The 21,915-nt window shown below is 66.3% G+C and carries 18 protein-coding genes and 4 tRNA genes; 7 read left to right on the forward strand and 15 right to left on the reverse strand.

The genetic code is table 11. The features are described 5' to 3' along the window. Positions 1-301 precede the first annotated feature (301 nt). Positions 302-2,086: a transmembrane repetitive protein gene (locus GGR73_RS05630; RefSeq protein ID WP_184455988.1), complete on the reverse strand. Its 1,785-nt coding sequence runs from the start codon at positions 2,084-2,086 to the stop codon at positions 302-304. Positions 2,087-2,099: 13 nt separating this feature from the next. Then, positions 2,100-2,699 carry an NfuA family Fe-S biogenesis protein gene (locus GGR73_RS05635; protein ID WP_024938663.1) on the reverse strand — a complete coding sequence of 200 codons (600 nt, stop codon included), beginning with the start codon at positions 2,697-2,699 and terminating at the stop codon, positions 2,100-2,102. An 89-nt stretch (positions 2,700-2,788) separates the two neighbouring features. Here GGR73_RS05635 and GGR73_RS05640 point away from each other — a divergent pair, with 89 nt between their 5' ends. The 3 genes from GGR73_RS05640 to zupT all read left to right on the forward strand — a co-directional run bounded on the left by GGR73_RS05640 (position 2,789) and on the right by zupT (position 4,654). Beyond that, on the forward strand, positions 2,789-3,145 hold the full coding sequence (locus tag GGR73_RS05640; protein WP_046342783.1) for a 4a-hydroxytetrahydrobiopterin dehydratase: 357 nt from the start codon (positions 2,789-2,791) through the stop codon (positions 3,143-3,145). Beyond that, positions 3,142-3,564 (forward strand): energy transducer TonB, encoded by a 423-nt coding sequence (locus GGR73_RS05645; protein ID WP_184455991.1) that lies wholly within the window; start codon positions 3,142-3,144, stop codon positions 3,562-3,564. Before GGR73_RS05640 ends, GGR73_RS05645 begins: the two co-directional genes overlap by 4 nt. Before the next feature lie 271 nt (positions 3,565-3,835). Beyond that, positions 3,836-4,654 carry a zinc transporter ZupT gene (zupT, locus tag GGR73_RS05650; protein WP_016904561.1) on the forward strand — a complete coding sequence of 273 codons (819 nt, stop codon included), beginning with the start codon at positions 3,836-3,838 and terminating at the stop codon, positions 4,652-4,654. A 120-nt stretch (positions 4,655-4,774) separates the two neighbouring features. On the opposite strand, the gene GGR73_RS05655 is transcribed toward zupT, so the two are convergent. Beyond that, positions 4,775-5,761 carry an RluA family pseudouridine synthase gene (locus GGR73_RS05655; RefSeq protein ID WP_016904562.1) on the reverse strand — a complete coding sequence of 329 codons (987 nt, stop codon included), beginning with the start codon at positions 5,759-5,761 and terminating at the stop codon, positions 4,775-4,777. Between the two features lie 410 nt (positions 5,762-6,171). Here GGR73_RS05655 and GGR73_RS05660 point away from each other — a divergent pair, with 410 nt between their 5' ends. Continuing rightward, entirely contained in the window at positions 6,172-9,924 is a 3,753-nt protein-coding gene (locus GGR73_RS05660) for an Rne/Rng family ribonuclease (protein WP_184456512.1), read from the forward strand. Positions 9,925-10,510: 586 nt separating this feature from the next. Here GGR73_RS05660 and GGR73_RS05665 read toward each other — a convergent pair. From GGR73_RS05665 to GGR73_RS05675, 3 genes are all read right to left on the reverse strand, one after another. Continuing rightward, the gene (locus GGR73_RS05665) at positions 10,511-11,158 is read right to left on the reverse strand and encodes a response regulator (RefSeq protein ID WP_024938667.1); all 648 of its coding nucleotides are present in this window, start codon (positions 11,156-11,158) and stop codon (positions 10,511-10,513) included. 209 nt (positions 11,159-11,367) lie between these two features. After that, on the reverse strand, positions 11,368-12,129 hold the full coding sequence (locus tag GGR73_RS05670; RefSeq protein WP_184455993.1) for a sulfurtransferase: 762 nt from the start codon (positions 12,127-12,129) through the stop codon (positions 11,368-11,370). Positions 12,130-12,164: 35 nt separating this feature from the next. Further along, positions 12,165-12,530, reverse strand: a complete 366-nt coding sequence (locus GGR73_RS05675; RefSeq protein ID WP_126966126.1) for a DUF6164 family protein — start codon at positions 12,528-12,530, stop codon at positions 12,165-12,167. 61 nt (positions 12,531-12,591) lie between these two features. On the opposite strand from GGR73_RS05675, the gene GGR73_RS05680 reads away from it, so the two are divergent. Together GGR73_RS05680 and GGR73_RS05685 are read left to right on the forward strand one after the other, a co-directional pair. Further along, entirely contained in the window at positions 12,592-13,023 is a 432-nt protein-coding gene (locus GGR73_RS05680; RefSeq protein WP_181142676.1) for an FKBP-type peptidyl-prolyl cis-trans isomerase, read from the forward strand. A gap of 11 nt (positions 13,024-13,034) precedes the next feature. After that, positions 13,035-14,294: a TIGR03862 family flavoprotein gene (locus GGR73_RS05685; protein ID WP_184455995.1), complete on the forward strand. Its 1,260-nt coding sequence runs from the start codon at positions 13,035-13,037 to the stop codon at positions 14,292-14,294. On the opposite strand, the gene GGR73_RS05690 is transcribed toward GGR73_RS05685, so the two are convergent. Then, on the reverse strand, positions 14,278-15,570 hold the full coding sequence (locus GGR73_RS05690; protein ID WP_184455997.1) for a nucleotide sugar dehydrogenase: 1,293 nt from the start codon (positions 15,568-15,570) through the stop codon (positions 14,278-14,280). The two genes, GGR73_RS05685 and GGR73_RS05690, sit on opposite strands and share 17 nt — an antisense overlap. 142 nt (positions 15,571-15,712) lie before the next feature. Here GGR73_RS05690 and GGR73_RS05695 point away from each other — a divergent pair. Beyond that, positions 15,713-15,796, forward strand: a tRNA-Leu gene (locus tag GGR73_RS05695). A gap of 535 nt (positions 15,797-16,331) precedes the next feature. On the opposite strand, the gene GGR73_RS05700 is transcribed toward GGR73_RS05695, so the two are convergent. The 8 genes from GGR73_RS05700 to kdsB form a co-directional block, all read right to left on the reverse strand. Further along, a tRNA-Gly gene (locus GGR73_RS05700) sits at positions 16,332-16,407 on the reverse strand. A gap of 81 nt (positions 16,408-16,488) precedes the next feature. Next, a tRNA-Cys gene (locus GGR73_RS05705) sits at positions 16,489-16,562 on the reverse strand. A gap of 68 nt (positions 16,563-16,630) precedes the next feature. Then, positions 16,631-16,706: transfer RNA gene (locus GGR73_RS05710), tRNA-Gly, on the reverse strand. A 36-nt stretch (positions 16,707-16,742) separates the two neighbouring features. After that, positions 16,743-17,375, reverse strand: coding sequence for a CDP-diacylglycerol--glycerol-3-phosphate 3-phosphatidyltransferase (gene pgsA / locus GGR73_RS05715; protein ID WP_024938673.1), 633 nt, complete (start codon positions 17,373-17,375; stop codon positions 16,743-16,745). After that, on the reverse strand, positions 17,375-19,231 hold the full coding sequence (gene uvrC, locus GGR73_RS05720) for an excinuclease ABC subunit UvrC (RefSeq protein ID WP_054592960.1): 1,857 nt from the start codon (positions 19,229-19,231) through the stop codon (positions 17,375-17,377). The genes pgsA and uvrC overlap by 1 nt, the downstream gene beginning before the upstream one ends. Beyond that, complete coding sequence (locus tag GGR73_RS05725) at positions 19,228-20,646, reverse strand: hypothetical protein (protein WP_184455999.1); 1,419 nt, start codon at positions 20,644-20,646, stop codon at positions 19,228-19,230. Before GGR73_RS05725 ends, uvrC begins: the two co-directional genes overlap by 4 nt. A 23-nt stretch (positions 20,647-20,669) precedes the next feature. Further along, positions 20,670-21,134, reverse strand: coding sequence for a low molecular weight protein-tyrosine-phosphatase (locus GGR73_RS05730; protein ID WP_184456001.1), 465 nt, complete (start codon positions 21,132-21,134; stop codon positions 20,670-20,672). Next, positions 21,131-21,910: a 3-deoxy-manno-octulosonate cytidylyltransferase gene (gene kdsB / locus GGR73_RS05735; protein WP_184456003.1), complete on the reverse strand. Its 780-nt coding sequence runs from the start codon at positions 21,908-21,910 to the stop codon at positions 21,131-21,133. Before kdsB ends, GGR73_RS05730 begins: the two co-directional genes overlap by 4 nt. Positions 21,911-21,915: the final 5 nt, after the last annotated feature.

Genomic DNA, 21,915 nt, shown 5'->3' on the forward strand with positions numbered 1-21,915 from the left:
CGGTGGACCATCAAAGAGTGCGGTGCCCGGGGGTTTGTACCCAGCGTGCGTCGATGGACCGTTAAAGAATGCGGTGCTCATTTCTCGTGCCGGGCCGCAACCGGTGTGCCTAGGTAAACCGGTGACTTCCCCGAACTGCACGCAAAACTTGTTACTTGGCGCGGAGCAGGGTGAAAAGTCACAGCTTTACCGAGCCCGGTTCGAATTAAAAAACTGACATTCCTGTGGAGGGACTAGCATTGGAGCGTCAACACCACATTTCGCATAATGTATATTATGTCAGAACCAACTTAGCAGCCGACTACCTCACAGCCCCATTGTCTTGCTGCAGCTCCCGCTTGAACGGCACATCCGGCGGCGGTCTGGCTGTTGCGGGTTGATCGTTGAGATTCGGGTCGCTCAGGCCGCAGCCGCCGCCGAACTGCAGCAACGACACCACGCAACTGATCTTGGTGGTCGTTCCCGGGATCGGGATCTCGATCTTCTTCAGGCCGCGCCGCACCCATTCCTGCAGCAGCGACTGGTTCGGCATCCAGTACTTGTCCAGCGAGGTCGGCGTGTAGCCGTACGGCGGACGTTTGAGCCAGGTGCCGCCCTGGGCGATCTGGTCGCGGGTCCAGGTATCGGTTTCGCTGCCTGGCGGTCCGCGATCACCGGCGCCGGCGGCGACGTGAACGCCGCCGTCTGCGTTGAACATGCCGTTGCGTGCTCCATTGGCGCCTGTGGTTTCGCCGGCGCGACGACGGTCGGATTTGCTCCAGTCGTCTGCATTGGCCGCAACATCCCAGCCGCCGCTGCGATCTGCTGGCGCCGGGCCGGCATTGTTGGTCGCCGCCTTGGCTGCGGATGAGGCTGCCGCCGTGGTGCTGCTGGGTTGCGCCGATCGCGCCGAATTCGCCTGTGCCTGATTGGGCTGCGTGGAGGCCGCCGATGGCTGGGTTGCTGCAGCTACCGACGTCGACGACGTCGACGCTGGAGTCGTCGGCGTCTGCTGGGCTGGCGCGGCCGATGCCGGTTGGGGCGTCGGGTCCGGCACGCTTGGCAACTCGGCCGTTCGAATGGCCACCTCGGGCATGCGCACCGTCGGTGTGATCTCGCGGCTGCGCACGGACGGCGCAACGACCTGGGGCCGGTCCGGCACGACGATTTCCCGCTCGCGCACCGTCGGTGCGTTGGCAGTGCGCATCGCGACGGTCGAAGCGGGACGCTGCAATTCGCGTAGCTGCGGTTGCTCGGTCACGGTCTGGACATCGCGCTGACGCACCTCGATCTGCGGTGCGGCCGGCGCGACCGGACGCGGCGCCACCGTGATCGTCGGCGGTGGCGGCACGACAAAGTCGTTCGTGGCCACCGGTGTCTCGGTGACCTGTAGCGGCGATTCGATCGTCACCGGCGGCACCTGTACGGTCACGCGTGGCACCTCCGGCGCCACCGGTTCGCTGGCGGCGGCAGCCACCGGTTCCGGCGCAATGTCCTGGGCCTGGGCAGCGCTTGAAGGAGGACCGACGGACTCGACAGGCGCAGGCACCGACGGCGCTGCGCTTGACCCGTTCGGCCTGCCGGTCGCAGCGGACTCACTGGATTGTGACGCCGAAGCCGCATCGCCCGAGGCGGCCTGCGCAGCGTCAGCGGGCTGCCCTTGCCCACCGCCCTGCTCTGCCGCACCGTCGCCGATGAAGGTCATGCGCACCCGTGATTCGTCGCCGGTCTGGGTGTCATCCGGCGCCCAGCGCACCGTGACGACCCAGATCAGCAGTGCGATGAAGCCAAGATGGATCAACAGGCTGCCGAGCAGCGCCAGCCAGTGCTGTGGTCGCTGGTCTTTCGGTCGCGGCTCCCAGTGCTGCCACCACAGGCTGCGAAATGCCTGGAACGGCGACAACAACGCCACGCCAGCGCCTGCATGCGGCGCTGGCCGTGCCAGCAGCACGCCCAACACCTGGTCGTCGTCGAACGCAGCCGCCGGCCCGAGGCGGCTGCTCATCCAGGTTGCCCAGCCGTAAGGCAAACCGGTGCGCCGATCCAGGATGAGCTTGCCCGGCATGCGCGCGCGCAGTGCCTGCAGCAGATCGGCGGCCGTGGTCACCGGTGGCGCGGAATCAGGCCGCGCTGTCGCGCGGGATATACGGCGCGTCGCCGGTGGCGTGGTCGGTCGCGTCGCGCACCGCAATCACGCCGGGCACGCGCCCCATCAGGGTCTTCTCGATGCCCTGCTTCAAGGTCACATCGGCCATGCCGCAGCCGTGGCAACCGCCGCCGAAGCGCAGCAGCACGACACCCTCTGCCGAGACCTCCTGTACCGCCACACGGCCGCCATGCGACGCCAGCTGCGGGTTGATCTCGTTCTCCACCACCCAGCGCACGCGCTCCACCATCGATGCGGACTCGGCCGGCGCTTCGCCCTTGATCTTGGGTGCCTTGATGGTGAGCTGCTGGTTGCCGGTGGACTGGGTGACGTAGTCGATCTCGGCGCCATCCACCCAGGGCACGCTGGCGGCGACGATATATAAGGTGAAGCCGTCGCAGTCGATCGCCCATTCGTCGCCGCTCAGGTCCGCCGGTTCGGCGAACTCCAGCCGGGCGTCGGCGCGCGGGGTACCCGCATCCACCGCGCTCAGGCGCACGCCCATGCCGGGCACGCCCTCGCGTTCGATGAGCTTGCGGAAATAGGTTTGGGCTTTGTCGGATATCTGGATCATGCGGGTTATTCTACCGCTCAATGCGCCTGCGCTCATGGAACACCGTGATCCTGAGTGAACGCGCTGTCCGCCACCCCTGCGAGACTGTCATGACCGATCTGATTCCCCTGGAACAGGCCCATTGCCTGCCGCGCAAGGGCAGCGACCACAAGCTTGGCGAAGCGCGTCTGGCTGAACTGCTGCCGCAGGTGCCGGGCTGGGAGCTGGCCGAACTGGGCACGGCAATTACCCGCACCTTCCGCTTTGCCGACTACTACCGCACGCTGGCCTTCGTCAACGCGCTGGCCTGGATCGCTCACCGCGAGGACCACCACCCCGACCTGGGCGTGCATTACGACCGCGTGGTGGTGCGCTATTCCACCCACGACGTCGGCGGATTGAGCGAAAACGACTTCATCTGTGCGGCCAAGGCCGCCCAGCTTTACGATCAAGGAGCCACCCCATGACCCTGTCTCGCGCCGCCCTCGCCGGCCTGTTCCTTGCCGTCGGCATCAGCGGGTGCGGCAAGTCGTCGCAGCAGCCCGCCGCACCGGCGGTTGCACCGACCGAACTGGCCGCCTTGAAGACCCCGCCGCCGGAATACTCGCCGCAGCTGGCCTGTGCCGGCATCGGCGGCACCGCCGTGCTCCGGGTCGTGGTCGGTGTCGAAGGCACCCCGACCGACGTCTCGGTATCGCAAAGCAGCGGTCAGCCGGTGCTGGACGAAGCCGCGCAAAGCCGCGTGCGCGAATGGAAATTCCGGGCCGCCACGCGCAATGGCCAGGCAGTGCCGCAGACGATCCAGGTACCGGTCGCGTTCAAGCCGCCGGTGCCGCGCCCCGACGAATGCTTCGCCATCGAAGAGCGTGCGCGTCGAGGCGGCTAAGCCGCGTTCGATGTAACACGCGCACAAGCGCGGCCGCGCCGGCGCGCAGCACGCAAGGCTGAGCACGGCGAACGGCCCGCATCAGCTCCAGCTAGCCACGGTGCACGCCTGATGCCAGCGTGCACGCGTCAGGGTTATCGCGCCAGACACCACGCCTTCGTCATCCAGGCACGGCCATCCTGCAGCCGCAGTGTGGTCATGCGCAAAGTGCGCAGCAGCAGTCGCCACGCTCCCCGCCGAGTACGTTCTATTCCACGAGGTCGTGCGTCACATGCTCGAAGTGTCATCCCACAATGTCTGGACCGCATTTGCGGTCACGCTGGCCGCTGGCCTGGCGACCGGACTCGGCAGCCTGATGGTCGTGTTCTCCAAGAAGCCCAACCCGCGCCTGCTGGCATTCGGGCTGGCATTCGCCGGAGGTGCGATGGTGTATGTGTCGCTGTCGGAGATTCTCAACAAGTCGATCGCCTCGTTCTCCAACGCCTACAACGACAAGCTCGGCTTCACCTTCGGCACGCTGGCGTTTCTGGCCGGCATGCTGCTGATCATGGTGATCGACCGCCTGGTGCCCAACCCGCACCAGAGCCTGTCCAGCGACGATCCGCTGTTCCGCGACGATAACCGTGCCTATATCCGCCGGGTCGGCTTGATGACCGCCATCGCCATCACCGCGCACAACTTCCCCGAAGGCCTGGCGACCTTTTTCGCCACGCTGGAAAGCCCCGCGGTCGGCATGCCGCTCGCGTTCGCCATCGCGATCCACAACATTCCCGAGGGCATCGCCATTGCGGTGCCGGTGTACTTCGCCACCCGCAACAAGTTCTACGCCTTCGGCGCCAGCCTGCTCAGCGGATTGGCCGAACCGATCGGCGCCGGCATCGGCTATCTGGCCTTGTCCAGCGTGCTGTCCGAAGCGGTGTTCGGCACGGTCTTCGGCCTGATTTCCGGGGTGATGGTGTTCCTGGCGCTGGACGAATTGTTGCCGGCGGCCAAGCGCTACGCGCAGGGCCACGAGACGGTCTACGGCCTGGTGGCCGGCATGGGCACACTCGCGATCAGCCTGGTGTTGTTCCGCTTCGCCACGCCTTAACGCCCGGCCGAACCGCAGCCGCAGTGCCGGCACGACCATCGGCTCGACCGCCAGGACACATCGGCGACGCGCTGGCGGCCACGACCGGGACGGATGCGTCGCCGCGGCGCAATGGCGGCCTCAGCGCCCCAGCCGGTCCAATGCCTCGGCAAGTTCCGGCGCCAGCGGCGCGCTCAACACATAGGGCGTCTTGCCGGCATCCAGCGCAAATTCCAGCGAAGCGGCGTGCAGGAACAGGCGCTTCAGGCCGAGCTGGTCGCGCAGGCGCTTGTTGACCTCCGCTTCGCCGTACTTGTCGTCGCCGGCCACCGGGTGCCCCAGGTGCTGAGCGTGCACGCGGATCTGGTGGGTGCGGCCGGTTTCGATACGGACTTCGCAATAGGAGTGCCCGCCACGTCGCTCCAGCAGCTTGAAATGGCTCAGCGAGGGCTTGCCGATCGCATTGACCTGCACATGCCGCTCGCCGCCCTGGCGCAGCCCGATGTGCAGCGGCGCATCGACCGTCATCACCCCGTCGGGCATGCGGCCGACCAGCAAGGTCAGATAGCGCTTGGTGATGCCGCGGCCTTCGACACGGTCGTCCTCGCGCATCAAGGCCTGCAGCTCGGTCAGCGCTGAACGCTTTTTCGCCACGATCAGCAGGCCGGAGGTGTCGCGGTCGAGCCGGTGCACCAGCTCCAGGGTCTGGTTGGGCCGCAGGGCGCGCAGGGTTTCGATGGCGCCGAAGCTGATCCCGCTGCCGCCATGGCTGGCGACCCCGGAGGGCTTGTTGAGCGCCAGCAGCCGCGCGTCCTCGAACACGATCGCCGCTTCCAGCCGCGCCAGGAACGATGCCGGTGGCGCCGCCTTGTCGCCCTCCTCGGCCACGCGCACCGGCGGGATCCGCACTTCCTCGCCACCCTCGAGCTTGCGCTCGGCCTTGGCCCGCCCGCCGTTCACCCGCACCTGTCCGCTGCGCACCAGCTTGTAGATCAAGCTGCGTGGCGCGCCCTTGAGCTGGCCGAGCAGGAAATTGTCCAGCCGCTGCCCAGCACGGTCTTCCGGAACTTTGAGAATGCGCACGCCCACACGGTCGGTGGGCGGCTTGGGGGTCTGGGGGTCGGTCATCCGGCTCTTTATTCTGTTACACTCGGCGAGCGAGATAAGGGTTTGATTTCGTTGGAAGTTGATTGGCCAGAAGCCTGCCTTCCGATGATTCCGGCACAGTGCGCGACCACCGCCCCCGGGGCGGCCATGTTAGCGGCTCACCGGCCTGCCCGGCCATCGCCGGCGGTTTTTGACCGTCGCGCTGAACATGTCCCGTGCGCTGCCCCGGTTCGTCCGGACGCGGCTGCCGGCCCTGAAACACCTATAAAACTTAAGACAAGCGCTCCCGCGGCCTGCCGTGGTGTTGCAGCGCTGGAAACCCTGGTCAGGCCTGTCCGCGCGTTGCGCGAAGGGCCGACAAGCTGTTCCAGAGGCGAAACGTCACGGCGTTCCGCGCGGTAGAGCGCGAGAGGAACGCAACAATGAAGCGAATGCTGATCAACGCAACGCAGGCCGAAGAGCTGCGCGTGGCGATTGTGGACGGCCAGACCCTGTACGACATCGACATCGAACAGCCGTCCAAGGAACAAAAGAAGTCCAACATCTACAAGGGCCGTATCACCCGGCTCGAGCCCTCGCTGGAGGCGGCGTTCGTGGACTATGGCGCCGAGCGCCATGGCTTCCTGCCGCTGAAGGAAATCTCCCGCGACTATTTCCAGGCTGGTGTCGACCACAACAAGTCGACCATTCGCGAGTTGTTGCGCGAGGGCCAGGAAATCGTGGTGCAGGTCGACAAGGAAGAGCGTGGCAACAAGGGCGCCGCCCTGACCACGTTCATCTCGCTGGCCGGCCGCTACATGGTGCTGATGCCCAATTCGCCCAGCGCCGGTGGCGTCTCGCGTCGGATCGAGGGCGAAGACCGCGCCGCGCTGAAGGAAGCGCTGGACAAGCTCGACATCCCCGACGACATGGGCGTGATCATCCGCACCGCCGGTGTCGGCCGTGACGCCGAAGAACTGCAGTGGGATCTGGATTACCTGCTGCAGACCTGGAAGGCGATCGCCGAGGCGGCGCTGAGCAAGCCGGCCGCGTTCCTGATCTACCAGGAATCGCGCCTGATCATCCGCGCCCTGCGCGACTACCTGCGCGCCGACATCGGCGAAATCCTGGTCGACACGCCGGAGCTGTATGCCGACGCCCAGGAATTCATGCAGCAGGTGATGCCGCAGAGCCTGCGCAAGCTCAAGCACTACACCGACGACATTCCGCTGTTCAACCGCTTCCAGATCGAATCGCAGATCGAAGGCGCCTACGAGCGCAACGTGCGCCTGCCGTCGGGCGGCTCGATCGTGGTCGACCAGACCGAAGCGCTGACCGCCGTCGACGTTAACTCCTCGCGCGCCACCAAGGGCAGCGACATCGAAGAAACCGCCTTCCAGACCAATCTGGAAGCGGCCGAGGAAGTGGCCCGCCAGTTGCGCCTGCGCGACCTGGGCGGTCTGGTGGTGATCGACTTCATCGACATGTCCTCGACCAAGCACCAGCGCGAAGTGGAAAACAAGCTGCAGAACGCGCTCAAGTACGACCGCGCACGCGTGCAGCTGGGCCGCATCTCGCGCTTCGGCCTGATGGAAATGAGCCGCCAGCGTCTGCGTCCGAGCCTGGGCGAATCCAGCCAGATCGTGTGCCCGCGCTGCGACGGCCATGGCCGCATGCGCAGCGTCGAGTCGCTGTCGCTGTCGATCATCCGCGTGGCCGAAGAGCACGCCATGAAGGAAAACACCGGACAGGTGCTGGTCCAGGCCCCGGTGGAGATCGCCAACTACCTGCTCAACGAAAAGCGCAGCGCGCTGCGCGAGATCGAGCAGCGCCACGAGTCGCCGATCATCATCGTCGCCGACGAACAGCTGCACACCCCGCACTACGAAGTCACGCGGTTGCGTGAGAACGAGCTGGGCGAAGACAGCGGCAAGCCGAGCTACCAGCGCGGCACCCCGCGCAAGCTGCCGGTGCATGCGCTGACCAAGGCACAGTTGAATATCCCGGCTGCGCCGGCAGTGACCTCGATCAAGCCGAGCCAGCCGGCTCCGCTACGTGAAGAGGCCCCTGCCCCGGTTGCCGCTGCACCTGCACCGGTTCCGGTCGCACCACTGCCGCTTCCCGCGCCGGTCACCGGTGTGGTCGGCTGGCTGAAGCGCATCTTCGGCGGCGTCGAGCCGGTTGCGCCTGCGCCCGAGTCGACCCAGCGTCCGCGTCAGAACGATGCCGGCCGCAGCAGCCGCAACGAGCGCGGCGATCGTGGCGGCCAGCGTCGCGACGGCCGCGATGCCCGCAACGGTGGCAACGGTGGCAACGGTGGCAATCAGCACCGCGGCAATGGCGGCAACGGCAATGGCGCCAACAAGGAGCGTCGTGACGAGCGTCGCCAGCCGGCCAACGGCCAGGCTGCGCAAAACGGCGGTCAGGCGCAGCAGGGGCAGGTGCCCAAGCCGCCGCGCAACGAGGCACAGCAACAGCCCAAGCAGCCGCAGCAGGCCCAGCAGCAGAAGCAGAAGCCGCAGAACCAGGCACCGCGCCCGCCGCGTGCAGCTGCGCAGCAGCAGGACGGCGCGCCGTCCGAGCGGCAGCAGCGCCCTGCGCGTCAGGAAGAAGGCACTGCCTCGGCGCAGACGCTGACCTCCACCGCTGCAACCGCAACGACTGCCACCGTGGTCGCGGCGATTGCCGATACCGCAGCACCCACAACGCCGGCAGTGGCAGCTGCGGCCACCCCGGCGCATCCGGTCGAGGTCATCGTGACCGAGTCGCAGGCCGATCGCGGTACCGACGCAAATGCGGAGGGCCAGGCACCGGAGGCAGCGGGCGATGATGCGGCAAATGGCGAAGGCGGCAGCCGTCGTCGTCGCGGTCGTCGCGGTGGCCGTCGTCGCCGCCGTGGCGCTGGCGCAAACGGTGAAGGCGGTACCGGCGTCGATGGTCTGGAGACGGACGATCTGGACGGCGACGCCGAAGGCGATCTCGATGGCGACAACGAGAACGACGAAGCCGGTGCGCAGGTCCACACCTCGGCTGCCCCGCGCGCCGGTCAACCGGAGTTCGACTTCGACGACGACGCGAGCACGCCTGCGGTATCGGCACGCGCCAAGCCGGAATCCAGCACTCCGGCCGCAGTGAAGCCGCGTCCGGTTCCGAAGGAGCGTGCGGAAGCACCGCTGGCGGCCGACACGACGTCGACCACGGCGCCGGTTTCCAATGCCACGCCGTCGTTCGAGCAGCAGGCTGCAACGCCGTCAATCACCGCAGCCGAGCAGGCAGGTGGCGATGCATCGGCGGCCTCCGCGGCACCGGCTGCAACCGCCTCGGCCAGCAATACGGCGTCGGCTGCATCGGCACCGGCTGCGCAGGCTTCTGCCGTTGCATCGACGACCCCGCAAGCGCCTCAGGCTTCGGTTGTTGCGCAGGAATCGGCGACCTCGCCGGCTCAGGCTCCGGTTGTCGCTTCGGCTCCGTCCGCTGCCTCGACGCAGGTTGACACCTCGGCTCCGGTCGCGACGCCAGCTGCGGCTCCTGCTGCTCAGCCGGTCGAGCGTGCGGCTCCTTCGGTCGTGCGTTCGCCCGAGCCGGCTGTGCAGTCAACGTCGGTGCCGTCGGCATCGTCGGCATCCGCCGACGCTGCAGCGCCTGCGGTTGCTCGGCAGGAACAGGCAGCACCGGCTGCAACTGCGGCAGCAACGCAAGCGGAGCCGGCGAAAACCGACGCAGCGCCGGCAGCCGTCAGTGTGCCCAAGCCGGTCGCTGCTGCGCCTTCCAGCGCGCAGGCAGACGTCGTGACATCCAGGCCGCCGCATGCCGAGCCGTCAACGGCGGCAAGCCCGGCTGCCGATGTTGCTGCGACGTCCACCGCCACGGTGCCGCAGACCTCGCCGGCTGCCGATGCTGCGCCGGCACGCAAGCCGTACGCTCCGGTGCAGACCACGCTGCTTGACGCATTGGCTCCGGCCGACGCAACAGCAGCAGAGACCGCGACATCGACGCAGGCCGAAACGCCGGTGCCGTACAAGGCGCCTGAGCGGCCTGCAGCGGTCACGCCCGTGCTGTCTGCAGACGCCAACGAGCACACTGCCGACAAGCCGAAGCCGACGGTCGTCGTGTCCGAGGCAGCAGAGCCGGCAGATGCAGCGCGCAATGGCGATGACGCGCAGGAGCAGCAGGACGACGCCAACAAGCCGCGTGGCGATCACTGATCGTTTCCCAGCCGGTTGAACCCGCCTGCATGAATCCAGGCGGGCAGTGTCAAACAAGGCGGCCTTCGGGCCGCCTTGTTTTTGCGTGCGGCAGTGTCATGCCGATGCTAGATGACCAGGCTTTGCAGGGATCGCAACGAAACGGTTGCCGCGCTCGTAGTCGTGCTTGTCCCAGGCGTTGTTCCCGCCGCATCAACGAACGACGGGGCGATTGCCGCCAAAGTCAGGACTCAGGCAGAAGCCAGCGCCATCGTGGCCCTGCGCCGTAACTGCATCCACGCCAGCAGACCGAAATGTCCGCTGCTGCGCATCGGCAACCACTCGCCATCGGATGCAGCGGCATCCAGACCGATTCGATCGCCCTGCTCCAATGGCGCGGCGCACTGCGCTGTAGCGACACGTCGTCATCGGCAGCCGTCGCAAGCGAAGCGCCTCTCGGGCAGTGAATGCCGAAGTGAGCACGCGCGTTCGCTTGCACGCCGGAGTGCCGCTCCTGCGCAAAACAGCGTATGCCTGTTTTCATCGACGCGTTGTGCAGCAGCATCTGGCGGCTGTGTCTGCGAGCGCGAAAATCCGAAGGCGCGGTTTACAAGGTCCGCGCCGGATCGGTCAGGCCGTACTGATTGGCCAGACGTGCCAGGGCGATGTTGTCCTGGATACCGACCTTCTCGAACAGGCGCGCCTTGTGCGTGTTGATGGTCTTGGCGCTGAGGTTCAAGCGCTTGGCGATGTCTTCCTGGCGCAGACCCTGGGTCAGCAACAGGGCGACCTCCAGTTCGCGCGGCGATAGCGCGTCGAAGGGTGAGCCGCCCCCTTCCAGGTTGGACAGGGCTAGATTCTGCGCAATGGTATTGCCGAGATAGCGCCGGCCCAGGGCGACTTCGCGCACCGCACGCAGCAACTCCTGCGCATCGCCGCCCTTGCCGACATACCCCGATGCGCCGGCTTCGAGCAGACGCTTGGGCAGTGGGCCGTCTTCCAGCACCGAGACGATGATGACGCGGGTGCCGTAATCGCCCTTGACGATGCGCTCGGTGATTTCCAGGCCGCTGACACCGGGCAGGTGCAGGTCGCACAGCACGATCTCGGGCTTGAGCTGGCGGATTTGCGGCAAGGCCGCCTCCCCGCTCTCCGCCTCTCCCACCACATCGATGTCCACTTCCTTGGACAGGATCATCTTCATGCCGGTACGCACGAGTGCATGATCGTCGATCAGAAAAACTCTGATGGTCATCCTTGTTGTCCTCGCTGTGCGGCTGGCTGGTGCAGCCTATCTCCGTGAATAATTCAGGGCAAGCTAGATGCAACGTATTACGCTCGAGTCAGAACGCGAAGTACTCTGCCGCCACGCGTCATGGTAGGCGTTGCGTGCACTATCGCGGCGTGATCGGATGATGCGAGCGAGCCCAATGCGCGAACATCGGGCATTTCACTCGCGCTCGGTCAGATTTTTCCTGCTTCGGTGCTGCGCTCGGCATCCACCAATGGGCGCAATTGCGCATCGAGTGCAACGCGTTCGTCGAACACGAAGCAGCGGCCGTCATAGCCTTCGCCACCGACTTCTTCGAAATAGCCGAGGATGCCGCCTTCGAGCTGCAGTACGTTGTCCATGCCGTCGGCCTGCATCCACAACGCCGCCTTCTCGCAACGAATGCCGCCGGTGCAGAAGCTGACCACGGTGGCGTCGGCCAATGCAGCGCGATGCGCTTCCAACGCCGCCGGCAGGTCGGTGAACTTGTCGATCGGCAACGTCAGCGCGCCCTGGAACGTGCCGTACGCCACTTCCTGGGCATTGCGCGTATCCAGCAGCACCAGCGGGCGGCCGCGATCGTCGCGCCCTGCCCGCATCCACTCGCGCAGCGTGGCGGGCGTCACCGCAGGCGCACGGCCCTGCAGCGGCGAGGCATCGTCGCGGCGAAAGCTGATGATCTCCGGCTTGACCTTCACCTTGAGCCGCGCGAACGGCTGCAACGCGCTCAGGCTGTACTTGATGCGCATCTGCGCAAAGCGCGCATCGGCCTGCAGCCACGCATAGAACGTGTCGATCTGCTCGGCTTCGCCGGCCAGAAACAGGTTGATCCCTTCTTCGGCCACCAGTACCGATCCCTTCAAGGCCTGCTGCCCGGCGTGTGCCAGGATGCTGTCGGCGAGCGACTGCGGGTCCTGGATGGTGACGAATTGGTAGGCAGCGGTATTGGTGATCATGCGGCCATTTTAAGCCGATGCGGCCGCAGGTGCGATCAGCCGCGCAACAGCAGGAACGGCAGCAGGACCAGCGAGGCGACAACCAGCATGCCGATCAACGTGGCGATCACGAACAACGGCCGCTTGCGCAGCAGCGCGCCGAAGGTTTCGGCCGTGCCGGCAGCGAGCGCATCCTGGCGCTGCGCACGCGCCACGGCGCCGCGCTGGGCCTGATACGCATCCATCAGCGCCTTGGCGCGCGGGTGATCGGCATCGTCACTGAGCCAGATGCCGCCGGCGGAGATGCCCCAGTTGCTGGGCCGGGTTTCGTAGATCTGCAACAGATGCTCGCGCATCAGTGCCCGTACCTCGTCGGCTTCGTCATCGGGAACATTGCGCAGATTGAGCAGCAGCTTGGCCATGGGCGAGATGATACCGGGAGCCAGGTGCGATAATGACGCACTCCCTTTGCTGGACCATCCCATGCGCCTTCTGTTGACGCTTTGTGCTGCCCTGCTGCTCGCGGGCTGTGCGCCTGCCCTGCCGCCGTCCGGCGGCACCATCGCCACGTTCGAGCGGATCGACCGCAACATCGGCACCGGTGCCGAAGCCACACCGGGCGCGATGGTCACCGTGCATTACACCGGCTGGCTGTACGACGAAAAAGCCGCCGACAAGCATGGCAAGAAGTTCGACAGCTCGCTCGACCGCGCCGAGCCGTTCCAGTTCGTGCTGGGAGGCCATCAGGTGATTCGCGGCTGGGACGAGGGCGTGGCCGGCATGCGTGTGGGCGGCAAGCGCAGCTTGATGATTCCGCCCGAGTACGGCTATGGCGACAACGGCGCTGGCGGCGTGATCCCGCCCGGCGCATCGCTGGTGTTCGATGTGGAATTGCTCGGCGTGCAGCCGCGCTGAAGGGCTGAGCAATGACGGATGCGAGCAAGCGGCGGCTGGCCATCATCGGTGGTGGGCCGGCCGGCCTGATGGCGGCAGAGGTGGCATGTGCGGCAGGCCTTGCGGTCGACCTGTACGAAGCCAAGGGTTCGGTCGGGCGCAAGTTCCTGATCGCCGGCAAGGGCGGCTTGAACCTCACCCACTCCGATCCGATGCCGTTGTTTGCGCAACGCTATCGCGAGCGCAGCGAGGCCGTCGCATTGTGGCTGCAGCAGTTCGATGCGGATGCGCTGCGCGCCTGGGCGCGCGACCTGGGTGTGGAGACCTATGTCGGCAGCTCGGGGCGCGTGTTCCCGATGGATCGCAAGGCCGCGCCGCTACTGCGTGGCTGGGTGCGCCGACTCAAGGAACAAGGCGTTGTGTTTCATGTGCAGCATCGTTGGCTTGGCTGGGGCGATGACGGTTCGCTGCATTTCCACTCGTCCACCGGTGATGTCGAACGCACCGCAGATGCGGTGGTGCTGGCGCTTGGTGGCGGCAGCTGGCCGCAGCTCGGCTCCGATGGTCTCTGGCAAGGCGTGCTGCAGGATCGCGGCATTGCGGTGGCGCCGCTGGTGCCGGCCAACTGCGGCTTCGACATCGCCTGGAGCGCGCACTTTGTGCAGCGGCATGCCGGTGCGCCGCTCAAGCCCGTGGTCGCACACTGGCAGGATCGCAGCGGCACACCGCAGCAGTTGCAGGGCGAGTGCGTTGCGACGTCCACCGGCATCGAGGGCAGCCTGATCTATGCGCTGGCTGCGGATCTGCGCGCGCAGATCGATGCCGATGGCGTCGCCGAGCTTGGCCTGGACCTACTCCCGGGACGCTCGCTGGAACGCATCAGCGCCGAACTGGAAAAACCGCGCAAGGGACGCAGTTTCAGCGAGCATCTGCGCCGGCAGGTCGGCATCGACGGCGTCAAGGCCGCCTTGCTCTACGAACATCTGGGCAAACAGGCGGGCGACGATCCGGCGCTGGTGGCGCGTACGCTCAAACGCCTGCCGTTACGCCTGTTGCGACCGCGACCGCTTGCCGAGGCGATCAGCTCGGCCGGTGGCGTGCAACTGGAGGCGTTGGATACGCAGCTGATGGCGCGCGCGCAGCCTGGCGTGTTCTGCGCCGGCGAGATGCTCGACTGGGAAGCACCGACCGGCGGCTATCTGCTGACTGCCTGCTTCGCCAGCGGATTACGTGCCGCGCATGGCGCGGTGCAATGGCTGCAGCAGACCGACCGCGCTACAGACGATCGCTGACCGCCTCGCGCGGCCACACTGATTTGACGTCGTAAATCACCGCACCCGGTTTGCCTAGTACGGCAATACGCTGGGTGTCGTAGTCGCGGTATTGCGCATGCGCGACTGCCAGCACGACGGCGTCGTACGCACCCTCGTCCGCAAGCTCGCACAACTGCACGCCGGCGTGTTGCAGCGCTTCTGCGGGGTCGGCCCACGGGTCGCAGGTGTCGACCTGCACGCCCGCGGCTTGCAGCAGCTGCACCAGCTCCAGCGCGCGGCTGTTGCGCAGGTCCGGGCAGTTCTCCTTGAAGGTGGCGCCCAGCACCAGCACCCTCGCCTGCGCAAGCACCACGCCACGCGTGGCCAGCATGCCGCAGACGCGCTCGGCCACGTGCCGGCCGACGCGGTTGTTGACCTGGCGCGCGGTGTGGATCAGGTCCGGGTGATAGCCCACGCTTTCGGATTTGTGCATCAGGTAATACGGATCCACACCGATGCAGTGACCACCCACCAGGCCGGGACGGAACGGCAGGAAATTCCACTTGGTTCCGGCGGCTTCCAGCACGTCCAACGTATCGATACCCAGCTTGTCGAAGATCAAGGCCAGCTCGTTAACCAGCGCGATATTGACGTCGCGCTGGATGTTTTCCACCACCTTGGCCGCCTCGGCCACGCGCATCGACGGCGCCCGCCAGGTGCCGGCAGTGATGATGCTGGCGTACAGCGCGTCGACCGCATCGGCGGCTTCTGCGGTGGAGCCGGAGGTGATCTTGCGGATATCGCGCAGACGCCGCTGGCGATCTCCCGGGTTGACGCGCTCGGGGCTGTAGCCACAGAAGAAGTCGTCATTGAAACGCAGCCCCGATGCGGCTTCGAGCAAGGGCACGCAGACTTCTTCGGTAGTGCCCGGGTAGACGGTGGATTCGTAGATCACCAGGTCGCCGGGTTTGAGCGCAGCGGCGATCAAGGTGGTGGCACTGCGCAGCGGTTCCAGGTCGGGCTGCTCGAAGCTGTCGATCGGCGTCGGCACGGTGACGATGAAGATGCTGCACGCAGACAGGTCCACAGCGTTCGCGGTGTAGCGCAACCGGGTGGCGGCGGCCAGCTCGGTGTCGTCCAGCTCCAGCGTGGCATCGTGGCCGTCGCGCAGCTGCGCGACCCGCTGCGCATCGATGTCGAAGCCCAACGTATCGCGTTGCTCGCCGAACGCGACGGCCAACGGCAGGCCGACATAGCCCAATCCAATCACCGCGATGCGGGCCTGCTGCGGAGCGAGTAGCGTGGTGCTGGACATGCGGTTCCTTCGATCGTGCGCAGCCGGTTGCTGCGCGCCTGCGCGGTGGGAGCATAGCGCAGGCAACCATCGGACCATGAGTGCGGCGAACTGGCGACGCGGCGATTCACAATCGGCGCGCAATCAGGCACGCTATCGCAATGCCCGGGTGGCGAAACTGGTAGACGCAAGGGACTTAAAATCCCTCAGCTGCAAGGCTATGCGGGTTCGATTCCCGCCCCGGGCACGCTCTCGTGGCACTGCAAAGTGCGCAACGCCATCGACGCGTCGACAAACCTTGCCTGCTGCGATGTCGCATCGCTCTCGCATTGAGCAGTCCAGCCTCTGCGTTGCGCTTACAAGTGCATGACGCGCCCTCAGCCCGCTCCCCTGTCTCGGATATCACCGCAATCCTCAGCGCAGCGCAGGCTGAGGTGGAACAGCGCGAGCAGATTGGTGATCACGGCTGCGATAGACGTGGACAGCGATGCCCGACGAGATGGAACGGCGCGCCATTGCATAGCATGCAGGCCGCAGTGCCCTTCCGTGCGCCTGGAGAGCACCAACCGCATCTATGCAGCGCCACGCACAACGATGCGATCTTGTTTACGACAGAAGTCCGGGCGCCAGCGGAGCACCAGGCGCAATGCGCATCTGGCATCAAGCACGCCGCGCTACGTCAGCGAGAAGAAGGCCAAGAGTTGCCCTCCTCAAGTGCTAGCCCGACCAGCATCGGCCAATAAAAAAACCCCGTATATCGTTCGATATACGGGGTTTGAATTTGGAGCGGGAAACGAGACTCGAACTCGCGACCTCAACCTTGGCAAGGTTGCGCTCTACCAACTGAGCTATTCCCGCGTGGAGCAAAATTGTACAGCTTGTTACTTCGTTGCGCCAGTCCTGTCGTCGTTGCCGACGCATGAAACAACGCATGCAATGTGGAGGCCTGGGCCGGAATTGAACCGGCGTACGCGGATTTGCAGTCCGCTGCATAACCACTCTACCACCAGGCCGAAACATCAAACCCAAGGCATCCTGCCTTGAAACAACGAGACCTCCGGCAAGGGGCCTTGTCTACATCTGGAGCGGGAAACGAGACTCGAACTCGCGACCTCAACCTTGGCAAGGTTGCGCTCTACCAACTGAGCTATTCCCGCTTGGGAGGCGAAATTCTACAGCGAACAGCATCGCTGTCAACTATTGCTTTCGACTTTTTTCGGTTTGCTGGTGATCGCGGCTTTTTCGTCGGCGCGCAGGCTCGGCCAGGCGGCCTGCAGGTACTGGAATCCGGACCACAGCGTCAGCAATGCGGCGATCGCCAGCGTCCAGTATCCGGCGCGGAAAATCAGGTTGCCGAACCAGATTCCGTGCGTGGGCATCTGCCCCGGCGTCACCGAGTACAGCAAACACAGCAGCGCGACCATCTGTGCGGTGGTCTTGACCTTGCCGATCACCGCCACCCGTACCTTGGCGCGCTGGCCGATTTCGGCCATCCATTCCCGCAGGGCGGAGACTGCGATTTCACGGCCGACGATGACCGCCGCCCAGAATGCCATCCATGGTGTGGGGTGGCCCTGCACGATCAGGAACAATGCCACTGCGACCATCAACTTGTCGGCCACCGGGTCCAGGAACGCGCCAAAAGCCGAATACTGGTGATAACGTCGCGCGACCCAGCCATCCAACCAGTCGGTGATGGCGGCCAGCGCGAACACGCCGGCGGAGGCGAAATTGGTCCAGGTGTACGGCAGGTAGAACACCACGACCAGCACCGGGATCATCACGATCCTCAGCAGTGTCAGCCACGTGGGGATGGTCAACTTCATTACGGACTCGACTCGCCTGCCGCATCGGGAAGCGCCAGCCCGTGCAGGTTAGCGTAGATTCGCGCGGCAAGTGCGGCATTGACGCCCTCCACCCGTGCAATCTCGGCTTCGCCGGCGGCCTTGAGCCCGACCAGGCCACCGAAATGCTTGAGCAGGCTCGCGCGTCGGCGCGGACCGATGCCGGGGATATCCTCGAGTTTGCTGGTCATGCGCGCCTTCTGGCGGCGGCCGCGGTGACCGGTGATCGCAAAGCGGTGCGCCTCGTCGCGCACCTGCTGGATGAACTGCAGTGCCGGCGATGCCGCACCCGGCCGCAGTTCGCGGCCGTCGGCCATGATCAGCGCCTCGTGCCCTGCCCTGCGCTCCTCGCCCTTGGCCACGCCGACCAGCAGCACATTCTCGATGCCCAGATCGGCCAGCGCGCCCTTCGCCTGTGCGAGCTGACCGGCGCCACCGTCGATCAGCAGCACATCCGGCAGCACGCCGTTTTCTTCCACCGCGCGTCGAAAACGCCGTTCGATGGCCTGACGCATCGCCGCATAGTCGTCGCCCGGCGTGATTCCGGAAATATTGAAGCGCCGGTATTGGCCGCGCACCGGGCCGCTGGCATCGAACACCACGCACGAGGCCACCGTCGCCTCGCCCATGGTGTGACTGATGTCGAAGCACTCCACCCGCCTGACCTGCTCGGCCAGCCCCAGCATCTCGCGCAATGCCTCGCTGCGTGCATGCTGCGCGCTCTGGCTGGTGAGTTCGGTGACCAGGGTCAGCTGTGCGTTGCGTGTCGCCAGCAGCAGATAGCCGGCACGCTCGCCGCGCACGTTCCACTTCAACGTCACCTTGTATTCGGCGGCGGCGCTGAGTGCGGCCTCGATCAGCTCGGCATCGGGAATTTCTCGATCGAGCAGGATCTCGCGCGGCGGCGAATGTTCGGCGTAGTACTGCGACACGAACGCAGCCAGGATTTCGTCCGCGCTGTCTTCGCCATTGGTCTTGGGAAAGAACGAGCGCGTGCCCAGGTTGCGGCCGTCGCGAAAACTCAGCAGCAGCACACAAGCCTGGCTGGCTTGCGTGGCGCAGGCCAGCACGTCCAGATCCGCCGCGCGGCCGTCCACGTACTGGCGGTTCTGCATGCTGCGCAGCGAGGAGAGCAGATCGCGCAGGCGTGCGGCACGCTCGAACTCCAGCGCCTCGCTGGCCTGCTGCATCGACTGCATGATCTCTTCGCCGAGCTGATCGCTCTTGCCCTCCAGAAACATGGTGGCGCGGCGTACCGATTCGGCGTAATCGGGCGCGGCGACCAGCTCCACGCAGGGCGCGCTGCAGCGACCGATCTGGTATTGCAGGCACGGCCGCGAGCGGTTGCGGAACACGCTGTCTTCGCAACTGCGCAGCTTGAACAGCTTGTGCATCAGGCTCAGCGTTTCGCGCACGCCGGTAACGCCGGTGTACGGGCCGAAGTAACGCCCCTGCACGGCACGCGGGCCACGATGCAGGGCGATGCGCGGCCACTGCTCGCGGGTCAGCAGCACGTAGGGATAACTCTTGTCGTCGCGCAGCGATACGTTGTAGCGCGGCGACAGCGACTTGATCAGCTGGTTTTCCAGCAGCAGCGCTTCGGCTTCGCTGCGGGTCACGGTGACGTCCATCCGCGCGACCTGCGACAGCATCGAGGTCAGCCGCGCATTCTTCGGCGTGCCGTTGAAATAGCTGCCCACGCGCTTGCGCAATGCACCGGCCTTGCCGACATACAGCAAGGTGTCGTCGCCCGCGTACATGCGGTAGACGCCGGGCGCAGTGCTCAGTTGCGCAGCAAACGCCTTTCCATCGAAATCGGATTGGGGCCTTGCGTTCATTCTTCTATCGAAACATCGCGCAGTTCGCCGCTCGCCAGGTCGTAGCGCAACACGGCATGGGCATCGGTCTCGGCAATCCACACCGCGCCGGCGGCGGCCGCCAGCCCGGCCGGGCCATGCAGGCGGCGTGGCAGCGCGACCGTGGTCAGTTCGCCGCCACCCAGACGCAGGCAGCGCAGGCGGCCGTTGCCGGTGTCGGCGATCCACAGCATCGGCGAATCGGCCGCCAGCGCGATGGCTTGCGGAAACTGCAGCCGCGCAGTGCCGCGCGGGCCGTCCTCGTCGCCGAACTGCCAGGTGCCCTGCCCGCCGACCAGGGTCTGCACCAGATCGCCACGCAATTGCATGGTGCGGATCGACGAGCCCAGCCCATCGCAGATGTAGGCCACCTGCTGCACTGCGGCCAGGCCGGCCGGCTGTGCGAATGCGGCCAGGTGCCCGCTGCCATCGCGAATCTCGAGCGCACCGGTACCGGCGCGTGCGCTCAGTGCGGCCCGGCCCAGGTCATAGCTCCAGATGCGGTTGTCGCCCGCCATGGCGATCAACACCTGATTGTCGGCAACAGCCAGGCCTTGCGGGTAGTTCAGCGCCGAGGCACCGGCGAACGTCAGCGGCCCCTCGACCGGCTCGCCGGAGCGCCCGGTGCCGCACAAGGTGTCGACCTGCCCGCTGCGCAGGTTGATGCGACGCAGGGCGTGATTGCCGGTGTCGGCGACATACAGCTGGTCGCGCTCCAGCGCCAGGCCTTGCGGACGCCGGAACGCCGCCTCACCGACGCCTCCATCGATGAAGTCCGCGTTGCCGTGGCCGAACTGGCGCAGCACGCGGCCGCCATGCGTGCATTCGAGCACGCGGTGATGGCCGGTGTCGGCGATGTACAGGCGGTCCTCGGTGGCGGCCAGACCGGTTGGAAACCGCAGCTCCAGGCGCGGCTCGGGATCGCGCTCGGCCACCCCATGCAGGTCGGCATCCGATGGCGGCTGCTGGCCTTCGCACAGGGCGACCAGCGCCTTGTCGAGATCGCCGGTCACGCCGACCAGGCGCTGACGCTCGCGGCCGTAGGCATCGAGCAGCACCAGCGTCGGCCAAGAGTCGATGCCGAAACGGCGCCAGGTCTCCCAGTCCCTGTCGAGCAAAATGGGCGCACTGACACCATGGCCGCGCAGCTGCTTGAGCGCGCGTTGCGGCTCGCGTTCGCTGTCGAAGCGCGGCACCTGCACCACGATCACCTGCAGCCGGCCGGGGCTGCGCGCCTGGAACTGCGCCAGCTCGGCCAGGCGCTCGGCGCACCACACCGAGCTGGCATTGACGAATGCCAGCACCAGCGCCCGCCCGCGATGCTCCTGCAGGGTGGATGGCCTGGCATTGAGCCAGGTAGGAAATTCCGGCAATTCCTGGGTAAGCTGGGCAGTCATACCGTAATTATGCCCAAGCCCGATTAGCTGCGGGTGAGTCTGGCCACGGTCTGGCGCGCAGCGGTATCGACCAGTTGCCAGGCACGCTCGAAATCGTCCATGTCACCGGTGTAGGGGTCGGGGATATCGTCACGCTCTTCCACACCGGCCCAGGGCAGCCAGAGCGCGACCTTGTCGCGCAGCGGCGCCGGGGCAAGGCGTTGCAGATCGCGCAGATTGCTGCCATCGGCGCACAGCAACCAGTCGAAGTGTTCGAAGTCGGCGCCGCGCACCTGGCGCGCGCGCAACCCGGAGATGTCCACGCCATGGCCGCGTGCGCAGCGAATCGCGCGTGGGTCCGGCCGATCGCCGGCATGCCAGTCGCCGGTGCCGGCCGAATCGACCTCGATCCGCCGCGACAGCCGCGCCTCGTCCAGCCGTGCACGCAGGGCACCCTCGCCCATCGGCGAGCGGCAGATATTCCCCAGACACACGATCAGCACCCTCATGCCGCTGCCACGCGGGTTTGCGCGCGCGCCAGATCGTCAGGGGTATCGATGCCGGCCGGAAACTGCTCCGGCGTCAACGCCACCGCGATACGGTAGCCGGCCTCCATCACGCGCAATTGTTCCAGCGATTCGATGCGCTCCAGCATGCCGGACGGCATTGCCGCGAAGCGCTGCAGAAATCCTGCGCGGTAGGCGTAGATCCCGATATGGCGCAGCCATTGCCCGTCACCGGGCAAGCTGTCGCGCTGACTGGCGAAGCTGTCGCGATGCCAGGGAATCGGCGCGCGACTGAAGTACAAGGCGTCGCCACCTGCGTTACGCACCAGCTTGACCACGTTCGGATCGAACAGTTCGTGCGCGCCGTCGACCTGCGCGGCCAGCGTGGCCATTTCGGCGCCGGAGTGCAGCAGCAGCTCGGCCACCGCACGGATGCCGGCGGCCGGCGCGAACGGCTCGTCGCCCTGCAGGTTCACCACGCAGGTCTCGGCTTCCCATCCGGCGATCCGCGCGCATTCGGCAAGCCGGTCGGTACCCGATGCGTGCGCGTCGCCGGTCATCGCCACATGCACGCCGGACAGGCCTTCGACTACCTCGGCAATGCGTGCATCGTCGGTGGCCACCCAGACCTCGCGCGCGCCGGCCAGCAGCGCCCGCTCGGCCACATGCTGGATCATCGGGCGATCGCCGATCAACTGCAGCGGCTTGCCCGGCAAGCGCGTGGAAGCGTAGCGTGCGGGAATGGCGACGACGAAATCTGCAGGCGTTGAGTTAGTCATGCGTG

This window comes from Xanthomonas sp. F14 (assembly GCF_014199865.1).